The organism is Bacillus sp. FJAT-44742 (assembly GCF_002797315.1).
Classification (GTDB): Bacteria; Bacillota; Bacilli; order Bacillales; family Marinococcaceae; genus Thalassorhabdus; species Thalassorhabdus alkalitolerans.
Genome location: NZ_KZ454937.1, coordinates 284140 through 306493, shown reverse-complemented (window position 1 = coordinate 306493; position 22354 = coordinate 284140). Strand labels below are relative to the sequence as shown.

The 22354-nt window shown below is 37.0% G+C and carries 21 protein-coding genes and 2 pseudogenes; 10 read left to right on the top strand and 13 right to left on the bottom strand.

The window, feature by feature from the left end; translation table 11 throughout:
* Positions 1-344: 344 nt before the first annotated feature.
* Together CEF17_RS19715 and CEF17_RS19710 are read right to left on the bottom strand one after the other, a co-directional pair.
* The gene (locus CEF17_RS19715) at positions 345-1025 is read right to left on the bottom strand and encodes a Na-translocating system protein MpsC family protein (protein WP_100401219.1); all 681 of its coding nucleotides are present in this window, start codon (positions 1023-1025) and stop codon (positions 345-347) included.
* 495 nt (positions 1026-1520) lie between these two features.
* Entirely contained in the window at positions 1521-2294 is a 774-nt protein-coding gene (locus CEF17_RS19710; protein ID WP_198509052.1) for a LuxR C-terminal-related transcriptional regulator, read from the bottom strand.
* Positions 2295-2643: 349 nt separating this feature from the next.
* Here CEF17_RS19710 and CEF17_RS21155 point away from each other — a divergent pair, with 349 nt between their 5' ends.
* Together CEF17_RS21155 and CEF17_RS20925 are read left to right on the top strand one after the other, a co-directional pair.
* Positions 2644-2808, top strand: coding sequence for an Hsp20 family protein (locus CEF17_RS21155; protein ID WP_100401239.1), 165 nt, complete (start codon positions 2644-2646; stop codon positions 2806-2808).
* Positions 2809-2833: 25 nt separating this feature from the next.
* Positions 2834-2977 (top strand): annotated as a pseudogene (locus CEF17_RS20925) (Hsp20 family protein); the annotation flags it as partial.
* A 70-nt stretch (positions 2978-3047) separates the two neighbouring features.
* On the opposite strand, the gene CEF17_RS19695 reads toward CEF17_RS20925, so the two are convergent.
* On the bottom strand, positions 3048-4241 hold the full coding sequence (locus CEF17_RS19695) for a Ger(x)C family spore germination protein (RefSeq protein ID WP_100401216.1): 1194 nt from the start codon (positions 4239-4241) through the stop codon (positions 3048-3050).
* Positions 4242-4351: 110 nt separating this feature from the next.
* Positions 4352-4678, bottom strand: a complete 327-nt coding sequence (locus CEF17_RS19690; protein ID WP_157843114.1) for a YidH family protein — start codon at positions 4676-4678, stop codon at positions 4352-4354.
* A gap of 332 nt (positions 4679-5010) precedes the next feature.
* Between CEF17_RS19690 and CEF17_RS19685 the strand changes: the two genes are divergently transcribed.
* A complete protein-coding gene (locus tag CEF17_RS19685; RefSeq protein WP_157843113.1) occupies positions 5011-5859 on the top strand; it encodes an STAS domain-containing protein in 849 nt (282 codons plus the stop codon).
* 411 nt (positions 5860-6270) lie between these two features.
* Here CEF17_RS19685 and CEF17_RS19680 read toward each other — a convergent pair whose 3' ends face one another.
* Positions 6271-6609, bottom strand: a complete 339-nt coding sequence (locus tag CEF17_RS19680) for a hypothetical protein (protein WP_100401213.1) — start codon at positions 6607-6609, stop codon at positions 6271-6273.
* Entirely contained in the window at positions 6606-6860 is a 255-nt protein-coding gene (locus CEF17_RS19675) for a toprim domain-containing protein (RefSeq protein ID WP_232725687.1), read from the bottom strand. The genes CEF17_RS19680 and CEF17_RS19675 overlap by 4 nt, the downstream gene beginning before the upstream one ends.
* Before the next feature lie 496 nt (positions 6861-7356).
* Here CEF17_RS19675 and CEF17_RS19665 point away from each other — a divergent pair, with 496 nt between their 5' ends.
* Positions 7357-7827, top strand: coding sequence for a hypothetical protein (locus CEF17_RS19665; protein WP_100401212.1), 471 nt, complete (start codon positions 7357-7359; stop codon positions 7825-7827).
* A gap of 754 nt (positions 7828-8581) precedes the next feature.
* On the opposite strand, the gene CEF17_RS19660 is transcribed toward CEF17_RS19665, so the two are convergent.
* From CEF17_RS19660 to CEF17_RS19635, 6 genes and pseudogenes are all read right to left on the bottom strand, one after another.
* The gene (locus CEF17_RS19660; protein ID WP_100401211.1) at positions 8582-8971 is read right to left on the bottom strand and encodes a type II toxin-antitoxin system death-on-curing family toxin; all 390 of its coding nucleotides are present in this window, start codon (positions 8969-8971) and stop codon (positions 8582-8584) included.
* Positions 8971-9213, bottom strand: a complete 243-nt coding sequence (locus CEF17_RS19655; RefSeq protein ID WP_232725685.1) for an AbrB/MazE/SpoVT family DNA-binding domain-containing protein — start codon at positions 9211-9213, stop codon at positions 8971-8973. Before CEF17_RS19655 ends, CEF17_RS19660 begins: the two co-directional genes overlap by 1 nt.
* A gap of 591 nt (positions 9214-9804) precedes the next feature.
* Positions 9805-10109 (bottom strand): annotated as a pseudogene (locus tag CEF17_RS20540) (recombinase family protein); the annotation flags it as partial.
* Between the two features lie 353 nt (positions 10110-10462).
* Complete coding sequence (locus CEF17_RS19645) at positions 10463-10930, bottom strand: (2Fe-2S)-binding protein (protein ID WP_100401209.1); 468 nt, start codon at positions 10928-10930, stop codon at positions 10463-10465.
* Entirely contained in the window at positions 10923-11765 is an 843-nt protein-coding gene (locus tag CEF17_RS19640) for an FAD binding domain-containing protein (RefSeq protein WP_100401208.1), read from the bottom strand. Before CEF17_RS19640 ends, CEF17_RS19645 begins: the two co-directional genes overlap by 8 nt.
* Positions 11766-14087, bottom strand: coding sequence for a xanthine dehydrogenase family protein molybdopterin-binding subunit (locus CEF17_RS19635; RefSeq protein ID WP_100401207.1), 2322 nt, complete (start codon positions 14085-14087; stop codon positions 11766-11768).
* A 305-nt stretch (positions 14088-14392) separates the two neighbouring features.
* On the opposite strand from CEF17_RS19635, the gene CEF17_RS19630 reads away from it, so the two are divergent.
* The 6 genes from CEF17_RS19630 to CEF17_RS19605 all read left to right on the top strand — a co-directional run bounded on the left by CEF17_RS19630 (position 14393) and on the right by CEF17_RS19605 (position 19319).
* Entirely contained in the window at positions 14393-15316 is a 924-nt protein-coding gene (locus CEF17_RS19630) for a YIEGIA domain-containing protein (protein WP_100401206.1), read from the top strand.
* The gene (locus CEF17_RS19625) at positions 15316-15516 is read left to right on the top strand and encodes a capping complex subunit for YIEGIA (RefSeq protein ID WP_100401205.1); all 201 of its coding nucleotides are present in this window, start codon (positions 15316-15318) and stop codon (positions 15514-15516) included. Before CEF17_RS19630 ends, CEF17_RS19625 begins: the two co-directional genes overlap by 1 nt.
* 187 nt (positions 15517-15703) lie before the next feature.
* The gene (locus CEF17_RS19620; RefSeq protein WP_100401204.1) at positions 15704-16774 is read left to right on the top strand and encodes an XdhC family protein; all 1071 of its coding nucleotides are present in this window, start codon (positions 15704-15706) and stop codon (positions 16772-16774) included.
* A complete protein-coding gene (locus CEF17_RS19615; protein ID WP_157843112.1) occupies positions 16719-17324 on the top strand; it encodes an NTP transferase domain-containing protein in 606 nt (201 codons plus the stop codon). The genes CEF17_RS19620 and CEF17_RS19615 overlap by 56 nt, the downstream gene beginning before the upstream one ends.
* 1315 nt (positions 17325-18639) lie before the next feature.
* Entirely contained in the window at positions 18640-19047 is a 408-nt protein-coding gene (locus CEF17_RS19610; protein WP_100401202.1) for a MerR family transcriptional regulator, read from the top strand.
* 2 nt (positions 19048-19049) lie between these two features.
* Positions 19050-19319 (top strand): thioredoxin family protein, encoded by a 270-nt coding sequence (locus tag CEF17_RS19605; RefSeq protein ID WP_100401201.1) that lies wholly within the window; start codon positions 19050-19052, stop codon positions 19317-19319.
* 1095 nt (positions 19320-20414) lie between these two features.
* Here the strand turns inward: CEF17_RS19605 and CEF17_RS19600 are convergent.
* Positions 20415-21944: a hypothetical protein gene (locus CEF17_RS19600; protein ID WP_100401200.1), complete on the bottom strand. Its 1530-nt coding sequence runs from the start codon at positions 21942-21944 to the stop codon at positions 20415-20417.
* Positions 21945-22354: the final 410 nt, after the last annotated feature.

Genomic DNA, 22354 nt, shown 5'->3' with positions numbered 1-22354 from the left:
TTTTATACGATACTAAAAAAACCAACCCTTACTTCGTGATCACGAGATCAGAAACCAAACACTTTGGTAAAATCCTCCACCACAGTCTCCCTCACTAATGACTATAACTCTCATATGAGCAAAGATATAAATTTCGAGTAATTTCAATCGTCAAGCGATGCAAGCTTTCAAAAACAGAGACTCCTGGTACGTTATATGTTACTGCCGAGGCCCTGTCATTGAAATAGACTTAGCAGGTGTTGGCTAAATTAGGATTCGTGTGAGGTAACCATTAATAGATAATATGAGTATCAAGAAACAGCTCCAAAAAGGCATTTTCTCGCGCTAATTTCATATGACCTTTATTATTTAGGATCAATGAGAAAAGTAGTAATGCTTTTATCAAGGTTTGTCTCCCAGTCAACAAATATATCTTTAATTTTTTTGTTAAATATTTTTTCAAAACGGCGGGCTTCGTGAAGCTTTCTTTTTTCTAGTTTTCGTTTTGCCACTTTTAAGTCTTCGACAAACCCCAAACTAATCATTTCTTTTTCAATCGGCACTAATATGCCTTCTCTCACCACTAGGAATCCACGATCGTTTACTTGCGCAGAATATATGTTGTCCGGAGCCTTTTGTACCTCTTCACTTACAGCAATGGTTTCTTGTTCTAGTACATCTTTTTTACTAAAGTCTTGATCGACGTTTTTTGATTCTTCATTTGTTGCCACTGTGCCCATGAACATGCCTGTTTTATTTGCCAGGTTCCAATCATAGTAAAAATCTTTCACTTCTATATCGGTAACCGCGAATATATAGGTCTTAATTTCGGGCAACAACTTTGCCATCAATTTTTCCCGGATGTGAAAAACGGTCATCTGCTCGTTTTTCCCAAGTAAAACACTTTCCATGGGGCCGAGGAAGTCATCGAGGTGCATCGTAATGTAGGGGGGCGCAATTGTCACATATACTGATCTTGGTCCCTTTCCAAAATGGTCTCTTATCATCTTACCTACGTAAGCTGCAATCTTATTTTCCTTAGTCAACCCATTTCACTCCAACTTTTTAGACATGTCTTTTTCCTTTCTATATAGCTTTTCACTAAAAAAGTCGTCCTAAACAATGAAAAGAAGGATTGGAGGTTAAATACACCAATGCATCGTATCTTCCCTTTACAGCTCTCCTTAAGGAAGAAACTATTCTAAATTCAGCCAGAGGCTGTTATTATTCTCTTTGCGGACCTAAAACAATGATTTAAAATGCATGAGTGAAAGTGAACGGAAATTGCATGCCTAAAACATGGGAGAAAAATAGAGTCTTCTCCATCGATATGTAGGTCTTTTGTATAAAAATCGGAGGTATAGGATAAAAAATTTGAGTTTTCTTACTTTTTACTCATAATAAAAACAAGAAGGATCTACTTCCATAGACTGTCTTCTCATCATATTAACCACAAAGAAGCTATCTAGTATGCTGGCCTAGATAGCTTCTTTGTGGGTTCGGGCAGGAGAGATCTATTTTTTTCACGGTCATTTCATTTGTTATTGATTGATTTCCTCCAAGGTAACGAGTTTCATTTCAATCAACCGTTTCAACAAGTGGGCCTTATTTTTAGCAGATAATTTATGTGAAATGCGTGATACATGATTATTGACTGTAGCTCTTGCCAAATACAGATCTTCGGCTATCTGTTTATTAGATTTTCCTTTCATCATTTCCTGGACCACGTGGATTTCAGCATGGGACAAGTAATTTTTAATTGGTTCTTCCTCCAACGTCAGTTGATACCATTCTTTATCTGGATCCATAACAAGATCATGGTTTGGACGGAAGGTCTTCCAATGATCCAATCCCAATGCGATCGTTCTCAAATACTTGTGAAATGGGATGTCTACAAAGCTGGGCATGGTATGGGTCTCTTTCCATAACTGGAAGAGAGCATCCCCTGAATGAACGTTACTATAAAAGTGAAAAACGTCCATTTTAATAAGCTCCTCGATAAGGGGAAAGTCTGGCGCCGATAAAACCACACTCATATGGGCCATTTGCTTTTTTTCTTTCACTTGTGCTACTAAGGAAAGCAACTTGCAGGGATGGTAGGGAATCAGGAGAACCCCTTGCTCTTTTCTAGTTGTGACCGTCTCGTTGTTTTGACTCGCATCTCTTTCGTTTATCCATACTTGATGAAATACGGTGAAATCCTTTTCCTCCACGAATATATAGTTAGTTGATTTCATATGGCTCTTTCCCTCTTTCCCCGTCCGTTCTTTCGGTACGTTTTGGTCTTCCCACCTTTCATCACCATAACCTGCCATTTTCCACACAGAAAAACTCTGTTTCAATGAAGGTAGTGGATAAGGTTAGTATAAAAAAAAGCTAAAAAAGTTTCCAATAAAAGAACGAATACTTTAATTATTCACACTCTGTGTGTTTTTTTCTTGAAAAATGGGTAGCGACTGAAGTCGGACGCACATCCTTCACCAAACGGCTTTTCACGGGAAAATCGACGGAGGAAACAGACATAAATAGACAAATCCAATTCTGGTGTATGAACAACATAGGTCCTTTCTTGGAATTTTTGTTAAACAACGGTTATTGTTTTCTTTCTGTCTATCCTTCCTACATACTACTATCACTCCCTAAACATTTGCTTTTTTCGGCAAAATCTTTGATCATCCTTTTCACCTTCTTCGTTCCGAAGAAGGTACTAAAAATGGTGCAGAAGCCGACTTACCTGGATGTAAAAAAGAGGACATTGACATTGAGTACAGCGACAACTGTTTAACAATTAAAGCAGTAAGAGAAGAACGAGAAGAAACCGAAGGATAAATATGTCCATTAGGAACGGCAATATGGAGAGTTTGTGAGAATGTTATACCTTCAAGGGGTAAATGAGGAAGAAATCAGTGCAACGTTTAAGGATGGCGTACTCATGGTGGACGTCAAAAAAGATGAATCTTCCCCCCCCCCGACTCCACGCCGAATAGATATTAATTAAAGGGAAAAGGGCCTGTTTAGTATAAAGAATACTAAAATAGGCCCTTCTCTTTTAATCGCTGCCTGAAAAATTAATTTTTCTTGTTATTAATGAAGGACTCAGTCAATGTGCCTGTATGGTGAATAGAGAAATCAACATCCACATTTACCTCAAGATCTTTAAAGTGAGTGTTCCAATCATTTTTTACCCCTTTCCAGTAGGTAGGAGCCGTTCTTCGGATTTGTTCGCCAAATCCGAAAATGTCGCTTTGAAAATCAGTTTGAGCATGGTGAATTGAATCCATGGCTATTATTTTAATGTCTTCAGCTATTTCTTTTTCAATGTTTTTAATGGTCTGCAGATTCAATATTTCATCATCGCAAGTCACTTCAGCGATATTCCCTTCGGTTGATATAGTAACATGAACTACTGGTTCCCCGTTTTCAAGATTTGCCTCTATGGAGCTTTCTGATCGAATCACTTCAAACGTAAGGGTGCCGTTATTACATGGGATGACACCCAAGGTGCTTTGTACATTGTTCCGAATGTAGTTATAGCCTTTGCTTTGATCTTCGGTCATCCATCCTACCAGTTTTCCTTCCCGAAAAGCAGCAAGGTTTTGCAACTTTAACACCGCCTGAGTTTCAATGGTTTCCACATGTTCCCTGATTTCCCCAGCTTCCTGATCTCCCATAACCTGTATGCCGGTGACAACAGGGTTTTCTCCATCTAATACAAACTGCTCAATAATATCGTCCATTTGCATTCCTTTGGTTGGTGCCCAATTTTCTTCCGAAAAAGTGATAGAGGAAAATATTTTTTCTCCGGGGAGCTCTTCAACCTGCGATAATATTTTCAAAATATCTTTTGCAGGCTGATCTTTGCTGATCACTATAAAGAAATCAGTCCTTACTTCGTGGTCACGGAAAAAAAAGTCTAATACTTCAGTAAAATCCTCTTCAGCGATCTCCTCACTAATAACGACTACCCTAAGATGTGCTAAGTATAGTTTTCGGGGAATGTGAGTCGTTAGTCTACGTATCCCTTCAAAAACAGAGGCTCCTGAGACGTTATGGGTTGCCACCGGAGCACGGTCGGTGCGTTCCTCCTCTACAAATTGCGCTGGATTAATAATTTGCGCGGTGACTTCATACTTGTTTTCATCTGCTTTATCAATCGCAATCATGGATGCGATTGATAGGTCAGATAGCTCACGTGCATTCCAGCATCCTGACATAACCACCAACAGCATACAACAAAGCAGAAGCAGGAATTTTTTAGTCATGTATCCTCCAGTGTCTTAGCCATTTTCTTATACCTCCCACGGTAGTCTGGAAAGTAGTATCCTTTTCTCCATACTAAAAAGGATAACGGAATAGTGAAGACATCTTTTCATTAATATAAATAGATGACTACTAAGTAAACGACATAAAAGATTGTGATAACCATCATTGCGAGACTCATAAAGACCATCATATGTTTCGAAGAGCGAAAAGATTGGTTATTTATCCCTTTTCTCTTTGCCAAATAGCTACGTAATGAAAATACTAAAGAAAACATCCCTAGTGTAAGAGAAACAACACCACTATAAAGGGTCATTTGGGAACTGAATAATCCCATGTTGTCTTGATTTTCAGCATAATATCCAATCGAAACAACTCCTATGCCGATAATTGCCCCAGCCGTTCTAATCCAAGCGAGGTATGTACGTTCGTTTGCCAAGTGTTCACTAATAAACGTTTGCTCAGTATCTATAGGGTGAGTGGAGTGTCTTTCCCTTTTTACTTTGTATTTTTCCCCATTGGCAATTGCCTGTTTCTTCTTACTTTTCCCTTCCTCCCCTACCTTGATACCTTGATACCGAATCTAACGTGTCTCTGAAAAGCTCGTCTGTAAGAAAACTTCTCTGTTCTATTTATTACAGCCTAGGATTATGGAAAACATGTCTCATTATACAATTTTCCTTGTGGTTTCCTACAGTTGGTTTTGTTACGATGGCTGTAAGCTAGGCTTACACCAGACACATATATTAGAGGATGATTGGAGGTACGTCGATGTTAAATGAAGAACAAACGAATCTTATAGGGAACGAAATTATAAAGCAAAAAGAAGCCATAACCAGGGAAGTAGAAGAAGAAATAAATAAAAACCAGGGGCTTGGAGGATTAAATAGTGAAGAACTCCTTCAAATAAGAGCTGAGTTTGTGGGGTTTATTGGCGAATCTTTAACGAAAGCCAATATAGACCATGTTTTAGCCAAAGCCTATAAATGGGGAAAACAGTTAGGAGAGCATACGTCCGGGCTAGATGTTCCGTTGGATGAAGCACTAGCAGTCATACCCCATTACCGAAGTTTTATTTTTTCCTTTATAAATAAGAACTTCCAACACGAAAACTTAACTTTTTTAGACTGTGCTTCCCTTGCGGAACGAATTAACCCAACCATTGATAAAATTATTTATGGTTTTACTCAATCCTATATGGAGTATCACGAAAAGATATTTAAGGAAGCGAAAGAAGAACTGATCGAACTTTCCGTACCTATTGTTCCCATCACAAAAGACGTGGCTATTTTACCGTTAGTGGGAACATTAGATACATACCGTACCCAGGAGTTAATGGATAAAACGTTAAAAAGCGGATCCGATCTTGGGTTAACGTACCTGGTGATCGATGTATCAGGTGTCCACATGATTGATACGGCTGTGGCTCAAAACCTTTTTCAGCTCCGGGAAGCTCTACAACTTCTTGGCATCACTGCCATTATGGCTGGAGTAAGGCCAGAACTAGCGCAAACGATGGTCACCTTAGGTATATCATTCCAAAAGACTTCTATCGTACGCAGCCTGCCTGAAGCCTTATCATTAACAGGGGTGGAAATTGCTACAAAAAACCTTTCTTAACATAACCTTAAAACTGAAGAGGGCACCTCTTCTAACAGGTACCCAATCATTTTACGTCTTATTAGCCTTACCTCTTTATGTTCCGCATATAAAAGCTATTTTGTTTCCTTTTTAACCAAGAAAAGCCCATCTTTTTGATGGGCTTTTCTTTGCCGAACAAATCCTCGAAGGAAGTTCTGTAAAAAAGGGGTAGCAATAAAAGATTGCTACTCTCAGTATAAAGGTTAATGGAATAAAGTTTAAATAGATAATACTTAGTAGGACTAACTTATTTTTAATATACAGTATGAAATAATGGGGAAGTCCATACATAGTTAACTCACTTGTTTCGATATACCTTTCAAGGAAACTACGTATATGATAAGCAACTTGCCCCCCCAACTATCGGCCTCTACTTCATTTGTTGGCTCATCAATGTTTGAGGGATGTATTTTTCAATGTAAGCTTGAGTCGCGTGTCTTTTCTCCTCCAAAACTTAAAGTATTCTTTCGGAGATACTCCAAGCACCTCAGCCTGTTGTATATAAAAATCTTTATTTCCTTGTTCCTGCGCTTCATCCCTTTCGCTGTGTTTTGTACCAGGACAGAGTGCTTGTATTCGTACCTCAATTTCCACTTCGAGTACATGTATTCCCGTGCATTTAGCTCCATTACCACTACTTTTTTTTAAGATACATGTACTGCTTTCTCCCAATAAATTTTTCCAAAATACATCATCTTTTTTAATTTCTTCTTCTAAAATAGCTATCATATCCTCTTTTTCATATTCCGTTTTGGTACAAGTTTTAAGCCATTCGTGCTGACCATCCGGGTATCTCGGACTCTTTCTTTTTTCATCGACCAATAGGATAACATATCAATTGGAGATTCAAACACCGCCACTTTGTTAGGATTCTTTCCTACATCAATTATAAAGCCTCCACCTTCTTGAACTGCCATCCCTTTAAAGTAGCCGCCTTTGTCTTTCATCGGCTGTGTGCCTTGCCGTTCAGCGCCAACCACTTCCCTATTGTTTTATTTTATGTATTATAGTGCAAGACAAATCTTATGACATTTGAATACTTTTTTTAGACTTTGGAAATTGATTGTAACCGACACTTCGGTCATTAGATCTGTTTTTTATATACTCTATTCCCTTAGAATTAACTTCTTTATTACTAGTAGTTTCCGTTTCCCACAGTATCTCTTTTCGAAAGACAAAATCTCTTCGTTCTTCTCTTGTAAAATCTTTTTCAATTAATTTGCTGTTTGCGCTTCCAAAATAAGTGATGCTATCTGTTAGATCTTTACCTCTCTTTCCATTGGTAAGTAATTTTATAAATGACTTTCATAAATTCCACCTCTATTTACCTGGAGTGAAAACGTCCTTAAAATAGAGTAATTTTTTCCTAGTAGGAACCAAACAAAAACCTTAAAACTACCTCTTATTCAACTGTGCTAAAAATAATTATGGTAACATTTCATTTATACATCAAACCATTTTAAGGAGAATTTAGAAATGAAACTTTTACAGAAAACTAGCTTTTTCCTATTAGCTGCAGTATTAATAGCAACGCAATTTATAGTAAGTCCATCTACAGCAGAAGCATCATGTGAAAATCCTTATAGTGGAGCTCTTGAAAAGTATAATCCATGCGTAACACACACAGATAGTACCTATGTTTCTATCGAACGCCTTGCGTCGACAACATCAGATCATTACATTTCTGGAATTGGCCTGAGTCACACAGCCATTAATGCAGGATTAAAAACCATAGGTAGAGCTACCATCCCAGGAGCTGTTGCTAGTTGGAGCGTAAGTGCGGTGAATTGGGCTAGTCATGAAATGTATTTGCACGCTCAAAGGATGAATATTCAAGGATGGTTTGTGACTTATTCTTGGAGTTACCAACTTGATCCCTTAGCAGATGGTGGAGGCATCCCACGCAAAAAAGTGGAGAATGTACAAGTTAGAGCCGTCTTCCAATAAAACTAGGTAAAAATAAATGCATAATAAGTTGATCATAATAGAAATACCTACAAAGCAAAATGGCAAAAGAGAACCATTCCTATTTACAAATGAATTGTAGTATACTACAAGAGAGAATACTTTTTATATTCTTTCTTTATCGATGTACTGCTAAGTAATTTTTTCATTGTTTTGTTTACACCCTCTTAGACAATAACCCTTTTATTCAATGTTTTCACGTATAACAAGGAGATTATAGCCTAATAATAATGGTATTACCCCCCTAAATGATTTTGTAAATAAAGAAGCATCCTGGACTATACTTTGGTCTAGGATGCTTCTTTACTTTTGCATTAATCCTGAGTTTTTTGATGTGTATACATTCAGAATACACCCTGTCCAAACAAAACGGAATCCTATAAAATCAGTGGATTCGAGTGTATAATACGTAGCCCTCCGACATAAACATACGTAGAATTAATTTTATTTTGAAGATTCCTGCAGTACTTATTCAGATTGCCTGGATATTAGCTTTAGCTAGATGTGGTTACAAGGCTATTAATTTATTTAACAGTCACAATAAACCTTGGTTTGAAATTCTTTTTTATATCTCAATTGTAATCATTTCTTTATCTTTTTTACTTTAATTCTCTTCTCTACGCCCCAACAGGGTGCTTTTTTTATTACCTTAATAGTTAGTCCTGTAATAACGTATTGCTTTTTAGAATGACCGAAAGACAGTCATAATTAAAAGCCCTGCATCACGAATACAAGGCTACATTTTCACGCTATATTCTTTAATCATCGCTACGATTTCATCAAATTCATATTTTTGATTAACAACATCAACAACAAAATCCTCAGCTTGTTTTTGACTCATGTTACATTGAAAACCGTTGTAGGCCAGGAATTGAATCAGTGCCAAAAAGGCCGTTCGTTTGTTTGCGTTATGAAAGGTATGATTTTTGGCTAATGACTCAAACAAAGCTCCCGCTTTTCCGAAAATGGTCGGGTAAGCCTCTTCACCAAAAGCGGATTGTTTGGGTCGATTAATGGCAGAATTAAGAAGATCTGGCAATTTCACACCTTTATGTTCCTTGGGGCTATATCGCTCAATGACCAGTAAATTAATAGCAATCACTTCTTGTTCAGTTAAATAACGCATTAACGGTCAACCAGCCCTTTAATGGTTTCATCATACTGTTTCATGTTCTTGTCTAGAATATCAAAGAAATCGTCGCTAACACCTTTTGGCAACTGTACTTTTTGACTTTTGCGAATCACAATGGCGCCATCCTGTTCCTCAATAAAAACATCATCACCGTGCACTACACCAAGACGTTTTAATAATTCTGCTGGAAACGTCACGCCTAAACTATTTCCGATTTTCGTTACTTTGCGTTCCATGTTTTTCACCGCCATTCTTTTTCCCACATGCTATGCTATTTCAAATCACTATATTTTTATAACCGTTATAACGATTATAATTCAATACAAATCAAAATAGCAAGGTTACCCCTGCTATTCAATACCTTTTAGATTTACTGGTTATTATTGTATTACATGCTAGACACCCGAACAATCTAGCCATGTACAAGAAGCCCTCACCTGATGGTAATGAGGGCTTTTATATACACTGATTATAATTATTTCTTTTACCTAGCTTAGGATTTAAATATTCCTCCTGAATAATCAAAATCACCGATTCTAGGTTAGTCCTTATCTTATTTATAGCAGCACATCATTGGCTCAAGTCCCCCGCGAATCTAACATTAATAGGATGGTTGAGACGAAAAAAGTTGGTCCCTCTTTATTAACCCAACGAAAAAATACTGCCTCTTTTAAATATCTTGAGAAACGTTTTGGGACAAAATTAAAAATCATTTTAACGAATAACCCCTCATTCGAGGCAAAATACAGGCGTCTAATTTTCGATGATCTCGCCCCACCTCTCCTAAACGGCTCTTACGCTCATCGTGTTTCTTCTATATATCATAGTTATTTCTCTAACGCTTCTTCATACTCCCTAACCAGCTTATAAAACGTCGTCTTTTTTACTCCAATTTCCTGCATAGCACTTACAGGCGGTTATCTCCCCTGATTTCCACCGGTTATAAGCATTCTTAAACTCTTCTGTAACCATAGCTTTAGGTCGGCCAAAAGCAACTCCCCTTTGCAGAGCCACATCAATCCCTTCTCGTTATCGTTTTCGGATTCACTCTCTCTTCTTCTGCCATCCAAGAAAGAATTTATAGGACAAGATCCGCGATGAAGGTTCCTAAACTATCCTTAAATTGAGTAGTTTATGCCTTGTAAATGACAGAACTAACTTCAATATTACTGATTTGTATGCCAATTTGCAGGCATACACCAGACATTATATGCTTGCAAATTAGGATACAGTATATATAACAATTTTGATTATAAATGCCTTTATATCAATAAAAAATGACTAAAAATTGACGTACAATTTAATAGTCATTTTAAGTTACATTTTTAATGTTTTCGTTAGGTAACGGAACCAGTTATCCTTGCGACAGCCTCTTTACATAGTAAAATAAAATTTAAATCGTTGTTGTTAATTTTGCTGTTGTTGTGCTGGTTGAGCACTATTTTGCGCTTGCTACATTTTTGTTGTTGAGCTTGTTGTATCGCTTTAGGATTTACCTGTTGGTCGCTTGTATGCTGATTTTATTGCTTGTTCGATTTCTTGATAGCCTGTGCAGCGACAAATATTTGACTCTAAATGGTCTTTAATTACCGTATCGTCTGCATCAGGATACTTTTGAATTAAAGAGTTACAATTCATAATAAACCCAGGTGTACAATAACCACACTGAAAGGCAAACTCCTCGATAAACTCCGTCTGAATAGCGGCATTTTTTAGTCCTTCAACTGTCGTTACACTTTTACCAGAAGCTTCTACTGCCAGCATCAAACATGCTTTCATCGAATCGCCATCTACATCAACAGTACAGGCACCGCAATCCCCATTTAAACAACCAGGCTTTGCTCCTGTTAAGCCAAACTCTTCACGTAAAACGTACAATAATGTATCAGCATTTCGAACATAAACGTCACGATCTTCACTATTGATATGTAATGTTATTTCTGTTTTATACATTTCCTACCCCTTCCAGCTCATCCAATACATCCAGCATTGTATTTTTCAATACGAACAATCGATATTCCGCTGAACCATTGACATCATCTAATATTGGTACGGAAATCTGTTGAAGAGCTTGATCGACTCTTTCTTCTTTTGATAATTGCTTGTTATTTAAGCTTTTTTCAATCATTGGATCGTAAAAAGGATAATCACTTAGTCCACTAAATGCTACTTTAATGTAACCTTCTTTCTTTAATGCAGCCGTTGTTATTAAAGGATAGCCGACATCCCATTGCCTGCGCTTTTTTACACAAACAAAAGGACAATCGATTTCACTTTGTTCAGTTGTCACTTGAACAAGAAATTCTCCTTTTCCTAAATTTAATTTTTGATTAAACACTTCTTGAAGAGGAACCTGTTTTAACCCATTAGGGCTAGCTATGGCAACTTCACTATTAGTTAACAACAACGGTAAAACGGTTTCTCGATAGATAATATTTGCACAAATATTTCCGCCTAACGTAATTTTGTTACGTGCTGTATGATCTGCAATTTCGACAATTGCCTTATTTAGAAAAGGAAAAAGCTGCATTTCGCGTATTTTAGTTAAAGATTGTGCTGCTCCTAAAGTTACTTTTTGATCATCTTTTTTTAAAACGAGACATTCTGGAATTCCTTTGATATCAATTACTGCATCCGTTTGGATTAGATTTACTCTGCCTAAGGTGATCACTTCTGTCCCGCCAGAAAAATAGATCGGATCCTTCCCTTGCTCAACCAACGACTGAAACAATTGAATAGCTTCATTAATGGATGTTGGTTTGTAGTATTCAAAATCAAAAGAGATCATTTATTCCACTCCCTTCTTTTCCTTCCAAATCAACTCGGGAGTAATGGGCAATTGGTTCAAGTCGACACTTGCAGCGACTGATAAACTGTTCGCTAATGCAGCTGGCATACCAATTAAACCTTGTTCACCCACGCCACGTGCTCCATAGGGCCCATCCACATAAGGGGTTTCGAGAAAATGCACGATATAATTAGGATGATCGCCATAACGAAATGGTACATATGTACGTAATCTAGGATTAAGGACTTTTCCATCATTACTAAAAGAAAATGTCTCACTACTCCCAAAGTTTAACCCCATACTCATTGCACCCATCACCTGGCCTTCGGCCCCTTTATTGTTCAATACCTTTCCAATATCTAATACAGAATAAGCCTTTATAATTTTATATGTAAAATCTCTTGTATCAAATTCTACTTCAACTCCTTGAGCACCAACTGAGTATTCTGGTCCTGGTTTCCCTACCCCATTTTCATGGTCAAGGTGTGTTAAATGTCGTAATGTATAATTACCTCTACCAATAACTTGGCCACCGATTGAATAACCATTTGGATACTTATAGCCAAGACATACATCTTTGACATGAACAAATGTGTCAGGTTCATCACGGACATAGACCATTTCATTTCCAACTTCTAAGTCATCTGGTGAACACATTAGAACACGTGAAGCAATATCCTTTAATTGAAAAATGGCATCAGCGGCAGCTTTTAACAAAGCTCTCCCTGCCATTAACGTTCCTCGGCTGGCAACGGTTTTCCAATGTTCCGGTGTTGTTTGTGTATCAATTTCCATTTTGACATGAATTTTATTGATATCCATTTGGAGTTTTTCGGCTAATAGTTGAGCGAGAATTGTTTTTGTACCAGTTCCAATTTCAACAACACCAGAAAGAATGTTAATACTTCCATCAGCATTAAAGGTTAGTATCACTCCAGAGCTCGCTTCAGAATCAATCGTCGATGTCTTCCAAATACAACTGATCCCTTTTGCTCTTACTTTTCGATCATTCACTTGGATAAGTTGGCCTTCTTTCCAATTCATTAGTTGCTTTAATTGATCAATGCATTTAGGTAAATTACCAACCGTACTTTCATTCAAGCGAATTTGCGTTGGTGTCGTATGTCCTGGTAAAAATGCATTTTTCTTTCGTAATTCAAATGGATCTATTTTGAGTTTTTTAGCGAGCATGTCCATCGCACGTTCAAAAGCAAATAAAAGCTCTGAATGACTAAACCCTCGATAAGCAGTCGCATATGGATGATTCGTATAAACACAAATTGAATCACACCATATATTTTCAATATGGTATGGTCCTGTACAAGTAACAGCAGCTGCTCGACTAATTGTCGCTCCTTTATCTGAATAGGCTCCGCTATCAAACCTATACATGATTTCAGATGCTGTTAAGTACCCCTCTTTTGTTGCCCCAAGCTTGACTGTAGCATCTAGACCAATATGGACTGGTGAGGTAATCATATCTTCTTCTCTCGAATTTAAAATTTTCACTGGTCGCCCACCAACAGCAAGAGTTGCCATATAAGCAATCAACTCTAACTGCACCGCTACTTTTCCACCATAACCGCCACCAACCAACGGTGTATTGACGATCACCTCTCCTTCTTCTAAGCCGAAGTAACTGCTTAATAACTTTTTGATCATATATGGTGACTGTGTTGCTGAAGAAAATACAACGACACCATCTGGTCTTATTTCTGCAGTTACACAACGGGTTTCCATAGCAATGTGATCAGAAGGACCAAATGAAAAGTTAGCTTCAACTGTGACATCGCTCTCCTTCCACCCTTTTTCCATGTTTCCCTTCCGAATTTTTGTCCGATCAGCAATATTCGTATTCGGTTCAGGGTATACATGTTCGATTCGCTCATAACTTCCTAAGTTTTCATGGACGAGTGGGGCATTAGGAAGAAGCGCTTCCTTAACAGAGTTCACTACAGGTAGCACTTCATATGTCACTTCTACTAATTCAGCTGCTTTTTTTGCTTGAACGGGATGATCGGCTATGACTGCGGCAACAGGTTCACCATGATATCGTACCTTATCAAATGCAACCGGAGGACGATCATTTATTTCTTCTCCAGTGAGCGGAAAAGGTTGTCCAAGTAAAACCGCTCGAACACCAGGGATTTGTCTTGCTTTTGTTGTATCAATAGCTATAATTTTCGCATGAGCATGAGAACTCACGACTAATTTTATATGTAACATTTCTTTCTTAGAATAATCATCCGTATATTTAGATGCTCCAGTCACTTTCTCTACCGCTTCTTTTCGATAAATGCTTTTCCCAATACTCCAACTCATGAAATCAAGCCACCTTAACTATATTTTCAGAACTATCTCCTAATAATTTCTTTGGAAACTTACAAACCAAAATTAAATAGCCATTAAAATAAAAAAGATATTTCCTATTATTGGTTTACATATACAATTTCATTCGTCCATAAGCCAACACTCATTCAAATTTAGAAAGAAGGTCCTTTAATTCAAGTAAACAGCATATGCAACATAGAGACCTCACCTAAAATCCAATATTGTGACTCACTGTATAAAATTTCTTATTTAACAAAATCTACTATTGTAAATTTTTTTACAAGGGAGTCCCGTACATGCCTAATAACAACGATGTAATTTCACCTGAAATGTTAGTCTTAATTATTACAGCAACGATTATTGGAACATTGGTCCGCTTCATTTCCATTAAACTTGATTATAGGCAATACCCTAACTATCCAAGCGGTTACTTAATTCACGTAGTTACTGGTGCACTTGCTGCAGCAATAGGTGCTTTCATCATTCCGACATTAATGACCAAGAACTTTACAGCAGTTACGTTTCTTGCTTTAGCAGCACAACATTTTCGAGATGTCCGTAAAATCGAAAGGGAAAGTCTATTAGATCTCGAAGGGGATGAATTTTCAAGACGTGGCGATGCTTACATTGATGGAATTGCTAAGATCTTTGAAGCAAGAAATTACATTACTTTACTCGTTTCCTTTTCTACCGCACTAACCATTCAGCTTTTTCAAGAATTTCTAGAGGTGGCTACTTGGATGGAAGTTGTCTTGGGCTCACTTGTTGGACTTATCGTTTTTTATTTACTAAAACGATTTACGGCACGGCAAAAAGTAAGAGATATTGCAACTGTAGAAAAAGGAAAAATTGAAATAAAAGGTTCTGATTTATATGTGAATGATATGTTTGTGTACAATCTAGCGGGTAGAGAGGAAGCCAAAGAATGGTTTTTAGATGACGGAATCGCAGCAGTTATTCGTCCAAACAAAGATCATTTTCAAATTCCTCTTTTTAATGGCGGACAGCGTCAAGCGATGCTATTTGAAGCAACAAGAAGGATTGGACAGAAAAAGTTATACAGCGTAGAAAACCCTGGTGCTGGAGTCATTATCATTGTTATAGTACCTATCATCAAAAATTTTGAACTGTTAAAAGAAACGATTTTACTTACTCCTCTATTAGAGACAGTAAAAAAGAACCCTGAATTATTAAATACCCATAAAGGGGGTCAAAGCTAATGGGTAATAACGGTGAACAAATCAAAGGAATACTTGCCATGGTGACAACGGACAAAAATCGTTATTTAGGCGGGGCTCCTCTTTCTTTATTAGCAAAAGACCAGGAAGAATTAATCGATATTTCAAATAACCTTGCTGAAGTATTTTTAGCAGATATCTTAGAACTTAAAAGCGGGGATCATATCATCATTAAAAAATAACATTTTAACTACTACCAACGATCACTTAAGAAGTGGTCGTTTTTTCTTTAACCCACTTCAAAAAATCACCCTTTTATTAAGTTCTATCCTTTTATTTCTTTCATAGTTATTTTACATATTAAAAATTTACAATGGGGCTATTCATCATAAAATCAGCTATGTTAATAGAACTTTAAGGGAGGCCCACATGATTGAACGATTCAACATTTTACAATCCGTTCGAACATCCGAACAAAAGATGGTGTTGGCTACGATAATTAACGTTGAAGGTTCTGCATATCGTAAAGAAGGGACAATGATGCTTGTTTTTGAAGACAATGTACAAATTGGTGTATTAAGTGGTGGTTGTTTAGAAAATGATATTGTATTAAGAGCGGCAGAAGTCTTTAAGGATCAACAATCTCGTATACTTTTTTATGATTTGAAAACAGATGATGACACTAGTTGGGGAATCAGTAATGGGTGTAATGGAAAGATATCAATTTTATTAGAATATGTAGATGCTAAACTCAAGAAACACTTAGAGCTTGTAGATAAATATATAAACAAAGGAGTACCCGTTCTTCATATCAAGAAATTATCTCATTCCAATTCAGTATTAAGTTATATTTTCATACCAGTACACCATCCTCAATTCGGAGATTTTAACAATGATGAACTAAAAAGTGTTTCAAGCTCAATTTTCGAGAACAACATCAATCATAAATTGTTTAAAAAGAACTTAAACCACTACTTTGTTCAAGTTTTTCACCCTAAACCGCGGCTAATTATTTTTGGTGCTGGTCCTGATGTAAGACCACTAGCTGAAATAGCTGTAAAAACGGGATTTTATACGGTTGTAACGGATTGGAGACCAGATTATTGTACTCCTATACACTTCCCAAGTGCTCATGAAGTGATTCTAGAGTGGCCAAGTAGGTTGTTAAAGTCCTATCCATTAACGAGCAAAGATTCAGTTATCATTATGACTCACCATTTTCAAAAAGACCAAGAAATCTTACAGTCTCTCATTCAAGAAAAATTAAAATATCTAGGCATTTTAGGACCCAGAAAAAGAACCCAACAATTACTAAATAAAGAGAAAATACCAGAACAACTTCATTCACCAGTTGGGATAGCAATTGGTGCTGAAGGTCCAGATGAAATTGCAATAAGTATTATTGCCGATGTCATTAAAACTAACCGAAAGAAGGGGTGCCAACTTGATTTGTGGAATCTATTTAGCCGCAGGTCAAAGCCAAAGAATGGGGTATCCTAAGTTAGATATTCCTATCAACGGAAAAAGCTTAGGTAGTATTAGCTTAGAAACATCCCTAAACTCTCAATTAGATAAAGTTATTGTAGTGGTAAATCAAGAAGACCCCCTTACATGGCTTCCATCAAAGTTCCTTGTTGCCCAATCCAACTGCATTGTTAAAAGGTCTAAGTTATCTAATGAAGGTCAAGCTGTATCTCTTAAAGCTGGCCTAAAAATCGCTCAAGACCTTCAAGCAGATGCTGTCATGGTTTTACTCGCAGACCAACCTTTCATCTCACAAAAACTTCTTGATCGATTAATCTCTATCTACAAAATAAAAAGACCTGACTTTATTGCCTCGTCTTTCAATGGAATTTACAGACCACCAATTATTATTAATTCAATATTATATCCTGAACTTTGGAAGTTAGAAGGAGATACTGGGGCTCGCCATATTATTCGAAATAATAATCAAGGAATTATCGTTAAAGAAAATGAAGAAATACAATTCATCGATGTCGATACCCCTCAGCAATATCATTACTTAATCAAATCAATAAGAAAATGTTAAAAGTTACCACCCAATGAAAACCTTTGTTGGTTCACCCCAAGCTTAAAAAATGCCTTTTTGAAAGTTAAAAATCATGTGGAAGACTCCACCTGATTTATTCTCGTTGTAAATAAAACAAATTATTTAACCGCTCATTTTCCCCATCCTGATTTCCCCGCATCCAGTTTGGGGCTGTACCTACACTAAACGGTCATGTCTCTCGTCTCTAAAAAAAACAATCAGCGAGAAACAAATGTCACTTTCTTAAAAAAGCCATAGAGAAGGGGTTGGTGAAAATGGAAAAAAGGAGAGGTACCAAGAAACAAGAGACTATACGTTTCTATTTTTTCTCCTCCTATGTAGCCACTCCGAAATTTTCACTGCAGCATGCCATAAACAGATTTAAACTAAATAAAACACAACAGCATTTACTATACTGATCAGCAAATTTTCCTTTTTAACATGGTGTCGCTAAAAAATACGCTATAATCTTCATCCTAGCTGTTTCTCTTACCTCATTCACCGGGGTGATGGCTTCCACTTTTGATATAGAAAGTAATGGATGTATGCCAGGATATGGGGAAAACATGGACTTTTCTACTTGACACATAGGTCTTTTGTTTAAAAATGAGAGGTAAAGGTTAAAATAGTTTTATTTTTCTGACTTTTATATCGCCGGACCCTTTGGTCTTGCTGACTGAGGTTATGTAAGCTATTTTCTCCTTCCACGCCCTATATTCAACCTAGATTTCTTTTCTCCCGCCCCAAATGAAGTAACATATTTACCAATTTTGGGGTTATTTGAGTGGAAGAGAAAAAGGCTCTCACCCTTTAGGCATCTTATAAAAGTTTTGCTTGCTTTCATGGTTTTTGTTTAATAAAACCCTCTTTTTATTGAAGAGGAATGGAGGCACTTTGGATAATCGTACTTGGGAAGTATATCCGAATTTAACCAACGTTTGAAACCTCGTATCACGAGGTTTTTATTTAATTATAAATTATAGTCTGAGTAGATACCGATAGCATATGTTTTTTAGAGACGCCACCATAAAAATACCTTTTAATTTTGTATAACTTCTTTCTATCAAAAAGGATAAATTAAGTACATATTGTAACTTTGTTTTTGGTATGATTTTTGAAAATTGAATTCACCCAAAATTACGGGGAATTTTAAGGGTTTCAAATGATCATGCAACTTATATCAAAAACGAACGTTTATGGGAAAGATTCTTCTTGAATAAACGGGCAAAATACAAATAATTAAATTTTTGATAAAATTACTATTGACCCTGTACCAAAGTACAGAGTACATACTAATAACTGAGGAGGGGATGGAATGGAAGGATTAACAATAAGCCAGGTAGCAAAAGAAGCAAACGTCAATATTGAAACCATTCGATATTATGAAAGGCGTGGGTTGATTTCGGAGCCTCCTCGAACGGAATCGGGATATAGAAAATTTCCTCAAGAAGTCGTGAAAGATATTAAATTCATCAAACGAACACAAGATTTAGGGTTTACTCTCGAAGAAATTAAAAGCCTTTTATCTGCTTCAAATGATGAAAAGTTTCGTTCAGAGGAAATGCACCATTTTGCAACAAGTAAAATTAAAGAGATCGAAACGAAAATTCATGATTTACACCAAATGAAAACATTACTTGAGGACTTAGCAGAAAAGTGTCCTGGTTCTGGAATTCCAAAAAATGGATGTCCAATTATTAAAAATTTTGAAGGAGTGAATTAGAAATGGCTAAACGATTAGTAGAGGTATTTACATCTGGTTGCTATTTATGTGAGGATGTCGTCAAGCAAGTGAAAGATTTAGCTTGTGATAATTGTGAGGTTGTCGTTTACGATTTAAATAAAGGTTGCGACAAGAACGAATGTGAAACAAAAGCAAAACAATATGGTGTAAAATCTGTTCCAGCCGTTGCAATTAATGGTGAATTAGTGGATTGTTGCAAAAATAACGGAATTGACATTGAATCTTTAAAAGCAGCAGGATTGGGTCAATAATCAACTCATTGCAAGGGTGACTTGGTCACCCTTGTTTTACTATGGATGCCTATGTATCAAATTAACACGCTCAAATCTAACTGATCTTTCCTTAGCGTTGGAGAGATCAGCTTTTATTTTCCATTTATTTTCTTAACGTGGGTTTTATGTCAAAATGTTGGCGGTATCCCTTATTAATCTTAATTAAAAAAACATACGGTAATTGAATCTTTTTATAAGAAAAATCCTTAAAAAAATTTTTTCACCCCTTTCAATACTCTAAAGCAACTTCCTTATAGTTTTCCTTCCCCGATGACAGATTCGCTAAAACTCCCCCCTACTAATAAAGTTAAAACAAATAGGGTTGAAAATCCTTCCTCACTTTATTATCAAATACAATTTTTGTATTAAAGTAAATTTAATGCGTGACATTTTAGAATCTGGATAAATATCTCTATGCAAAAAGTATAAGTAACTACCCTGTCTAAACTGTCCATATTAGAGCCGTATTCTATTAAGTTAGAGAATAATGATAAGTGAATAACTACTAACAATAATATTTGTAAAAATAATAAATAAGAACTATTCCTAATTGTGAAGGGAGTGTATTATAATACAAATGTAGTTTCTACTCTCTTTTTTTATGGAAAAATAGGATCACTCCACCATTTTATGCGATGACAAAAAACCATCCTCAGGGATGGTTTTTTGTGTAAAAGAGAGTAATGAAAATCCACACCTTGGAACCATATATAAGAAGAACTGTTTCCTTTATACTAAAAAAAAGCAATGAATAATTGCTCGCTTGCTCATGTCTTGTTGATTTTTATTTTGCAAAAGGCCCCAGAGTCAATGATTGACTTTCCGGGGTCTTTTTGTCTTGATCTTCCGACCTTGGCTTTAAGTCCTTCTAATTAGTAAATTCCCCTAGAAACGATTTCCGGAAAATTTAGTGCTTCATTAAAAAAATTGCAAAGATTTCAGTTGATCTTTGACATTATATGTTTATCATACCTGAACTTGTTTTGCCCCTGCAAATTCAGAAAAGCCCTTGAAATATCAAGGGCTGAATAAGAAAAAGTATCCTATTATTATCTTTTGTTTCAGAATTTCCTATCATTCTCTGATGACAAACTCGTTTTCAAGCAGTTCAGCATGTTGTACGATTACATCATATAGCTGTCGGCTTCTCTCCACGACCTCTGAGTCATGTTCTTCCCAGTCACTAGCCTGTTCAAAAGCATCGCCCAACTGGTAAGCGTTGCCGGCCGCAGTCACAAATAGCCCGATAGCAGAAGCTGAACGACGAGAGTCAGTGATGTCCCCTGTCTCAAAATCCAACTCACTTGCTAAATAGTCATCCTCAAGTTGATAATGTAAAGCCCCTTTCAGCATTTGATCTGTCAATGATCCCAAAGAGGTTTGCAGGTCAGGTCGGTGTTCATTGAGGAACATGGATGTTCCTTCTCTTTCCCGGGTAAAAGCAAAACCTCCAGATACATGGTTCACAAACTCCCACAACTGTTCCGTATCCACCGTATCGGATGCCACTTTTACCCCCTCTTCCGTAAAGTCAATGTGGGAGGGAATCCCCCAAGGCTTCATGACTTCACCACTTTCCAATACACCATCCAGAATGCTGGCGGTACGTTCAAAAAGTACCCTTCCTTCTTCCTTTCCTTGTTCATCACCGTAGACATATAAAATTTCATAAAGGGCTTTTTGCCCTCGTATTAATGAACCTAACGTGTCCAGACTGTATTCCGTTCCATCTCCAAAATCATAGATCGCTAGATCCTCATCCCAGGATTCATCAAGAACCTCCTTAACCTCCCTTGCCACTTGAACCAGATCCTTAGGGTCATAACCTAACCAGCCAGCTAACTGAGATTTATCCAATCTTCCCATGTCATCCGCTCCACCAGGCTTGGCCCAACGCACCCACGCATAGGCATGACCGTGAATACCTGCAAGACCGTGACTCATGCTCTCAGTATCAAAAGATTGAAGTCGGGAATCGTGATAAAACTTCCCATCCTCATATCTGGAATCCAATAAAAAACGGCCGAATGAGGTTATGTAATCCGTCGGTTCATGAATGATAGATTCAAAGAGACCGTGTTCCTCCCAGCGTTCCGCCCGATGATGCATATGGTATGCGTAAACACCGTGCGAATAGTCTGCTAGATCTGGCTCTCCTTGTACTTTCCAGCCTTCTTTCGTTTCCATCACATAAGGAATCAGAGACCCTTCCAACAAAAAGGACTCCTTAACCTCGCCCAGTAAGTCTAACCATAATCTTGCCTGTTGAGCCATCACTTCTTGTGCTAATTCTGGACGGTAATGATCATGACCCATCTCACTGTCACGACTGATTCCTCCTGCTATGGAAATGGCATGCATGACATTACTGTAATCTCTATATCTTAACCCCTGGTTATCAAAAACGGGGGTATGATCAGCTTCCAACCATCTTGGAATGTGAATGTCCATAGATACACTCTTTTTTTCCTGAAGCTGCTCTTCTTCGTTTTTTTGTTCTGTTTCATCCCTGTTGACTTCTTCCTGAGAATGTAAACACCCAGTCAGAAGAATTACGAACATTATAAAAACGGGTAACCCGACCTTTCGACTGCAAAATCGCATGAAGCTTCCTCCTCATCATTGTTGGTATTTTTTATGTCATTAAAAGAAGTAACGGCTAAACACAGTCCGTTACTTCTTCATACCTGAGACTAAACAATAAACGTTTTTACCGATAATCTATTTCCCACTTTATCATTCTTAAAGAGAAATGAAGAGTATCTTCTTTATTCATTACGAGCAAACATTTCTGGGAGGAAAGAATTTCCCTTAAAGACAAATTGTTTCCTTAATGCAAAAATATTTCTTTAATTATACTGGGTATATTTTTCTTTTGTCAAGCTAGAAGGAAATAACCACGAAGAAAATAAACCCATTACTAATTATTAGATGATACCCCACCCACTCACTTATACCCAGCATCCAATAGCTTCTTAGTTTGATCAATAACCGGACATAACTAAATTAACCAT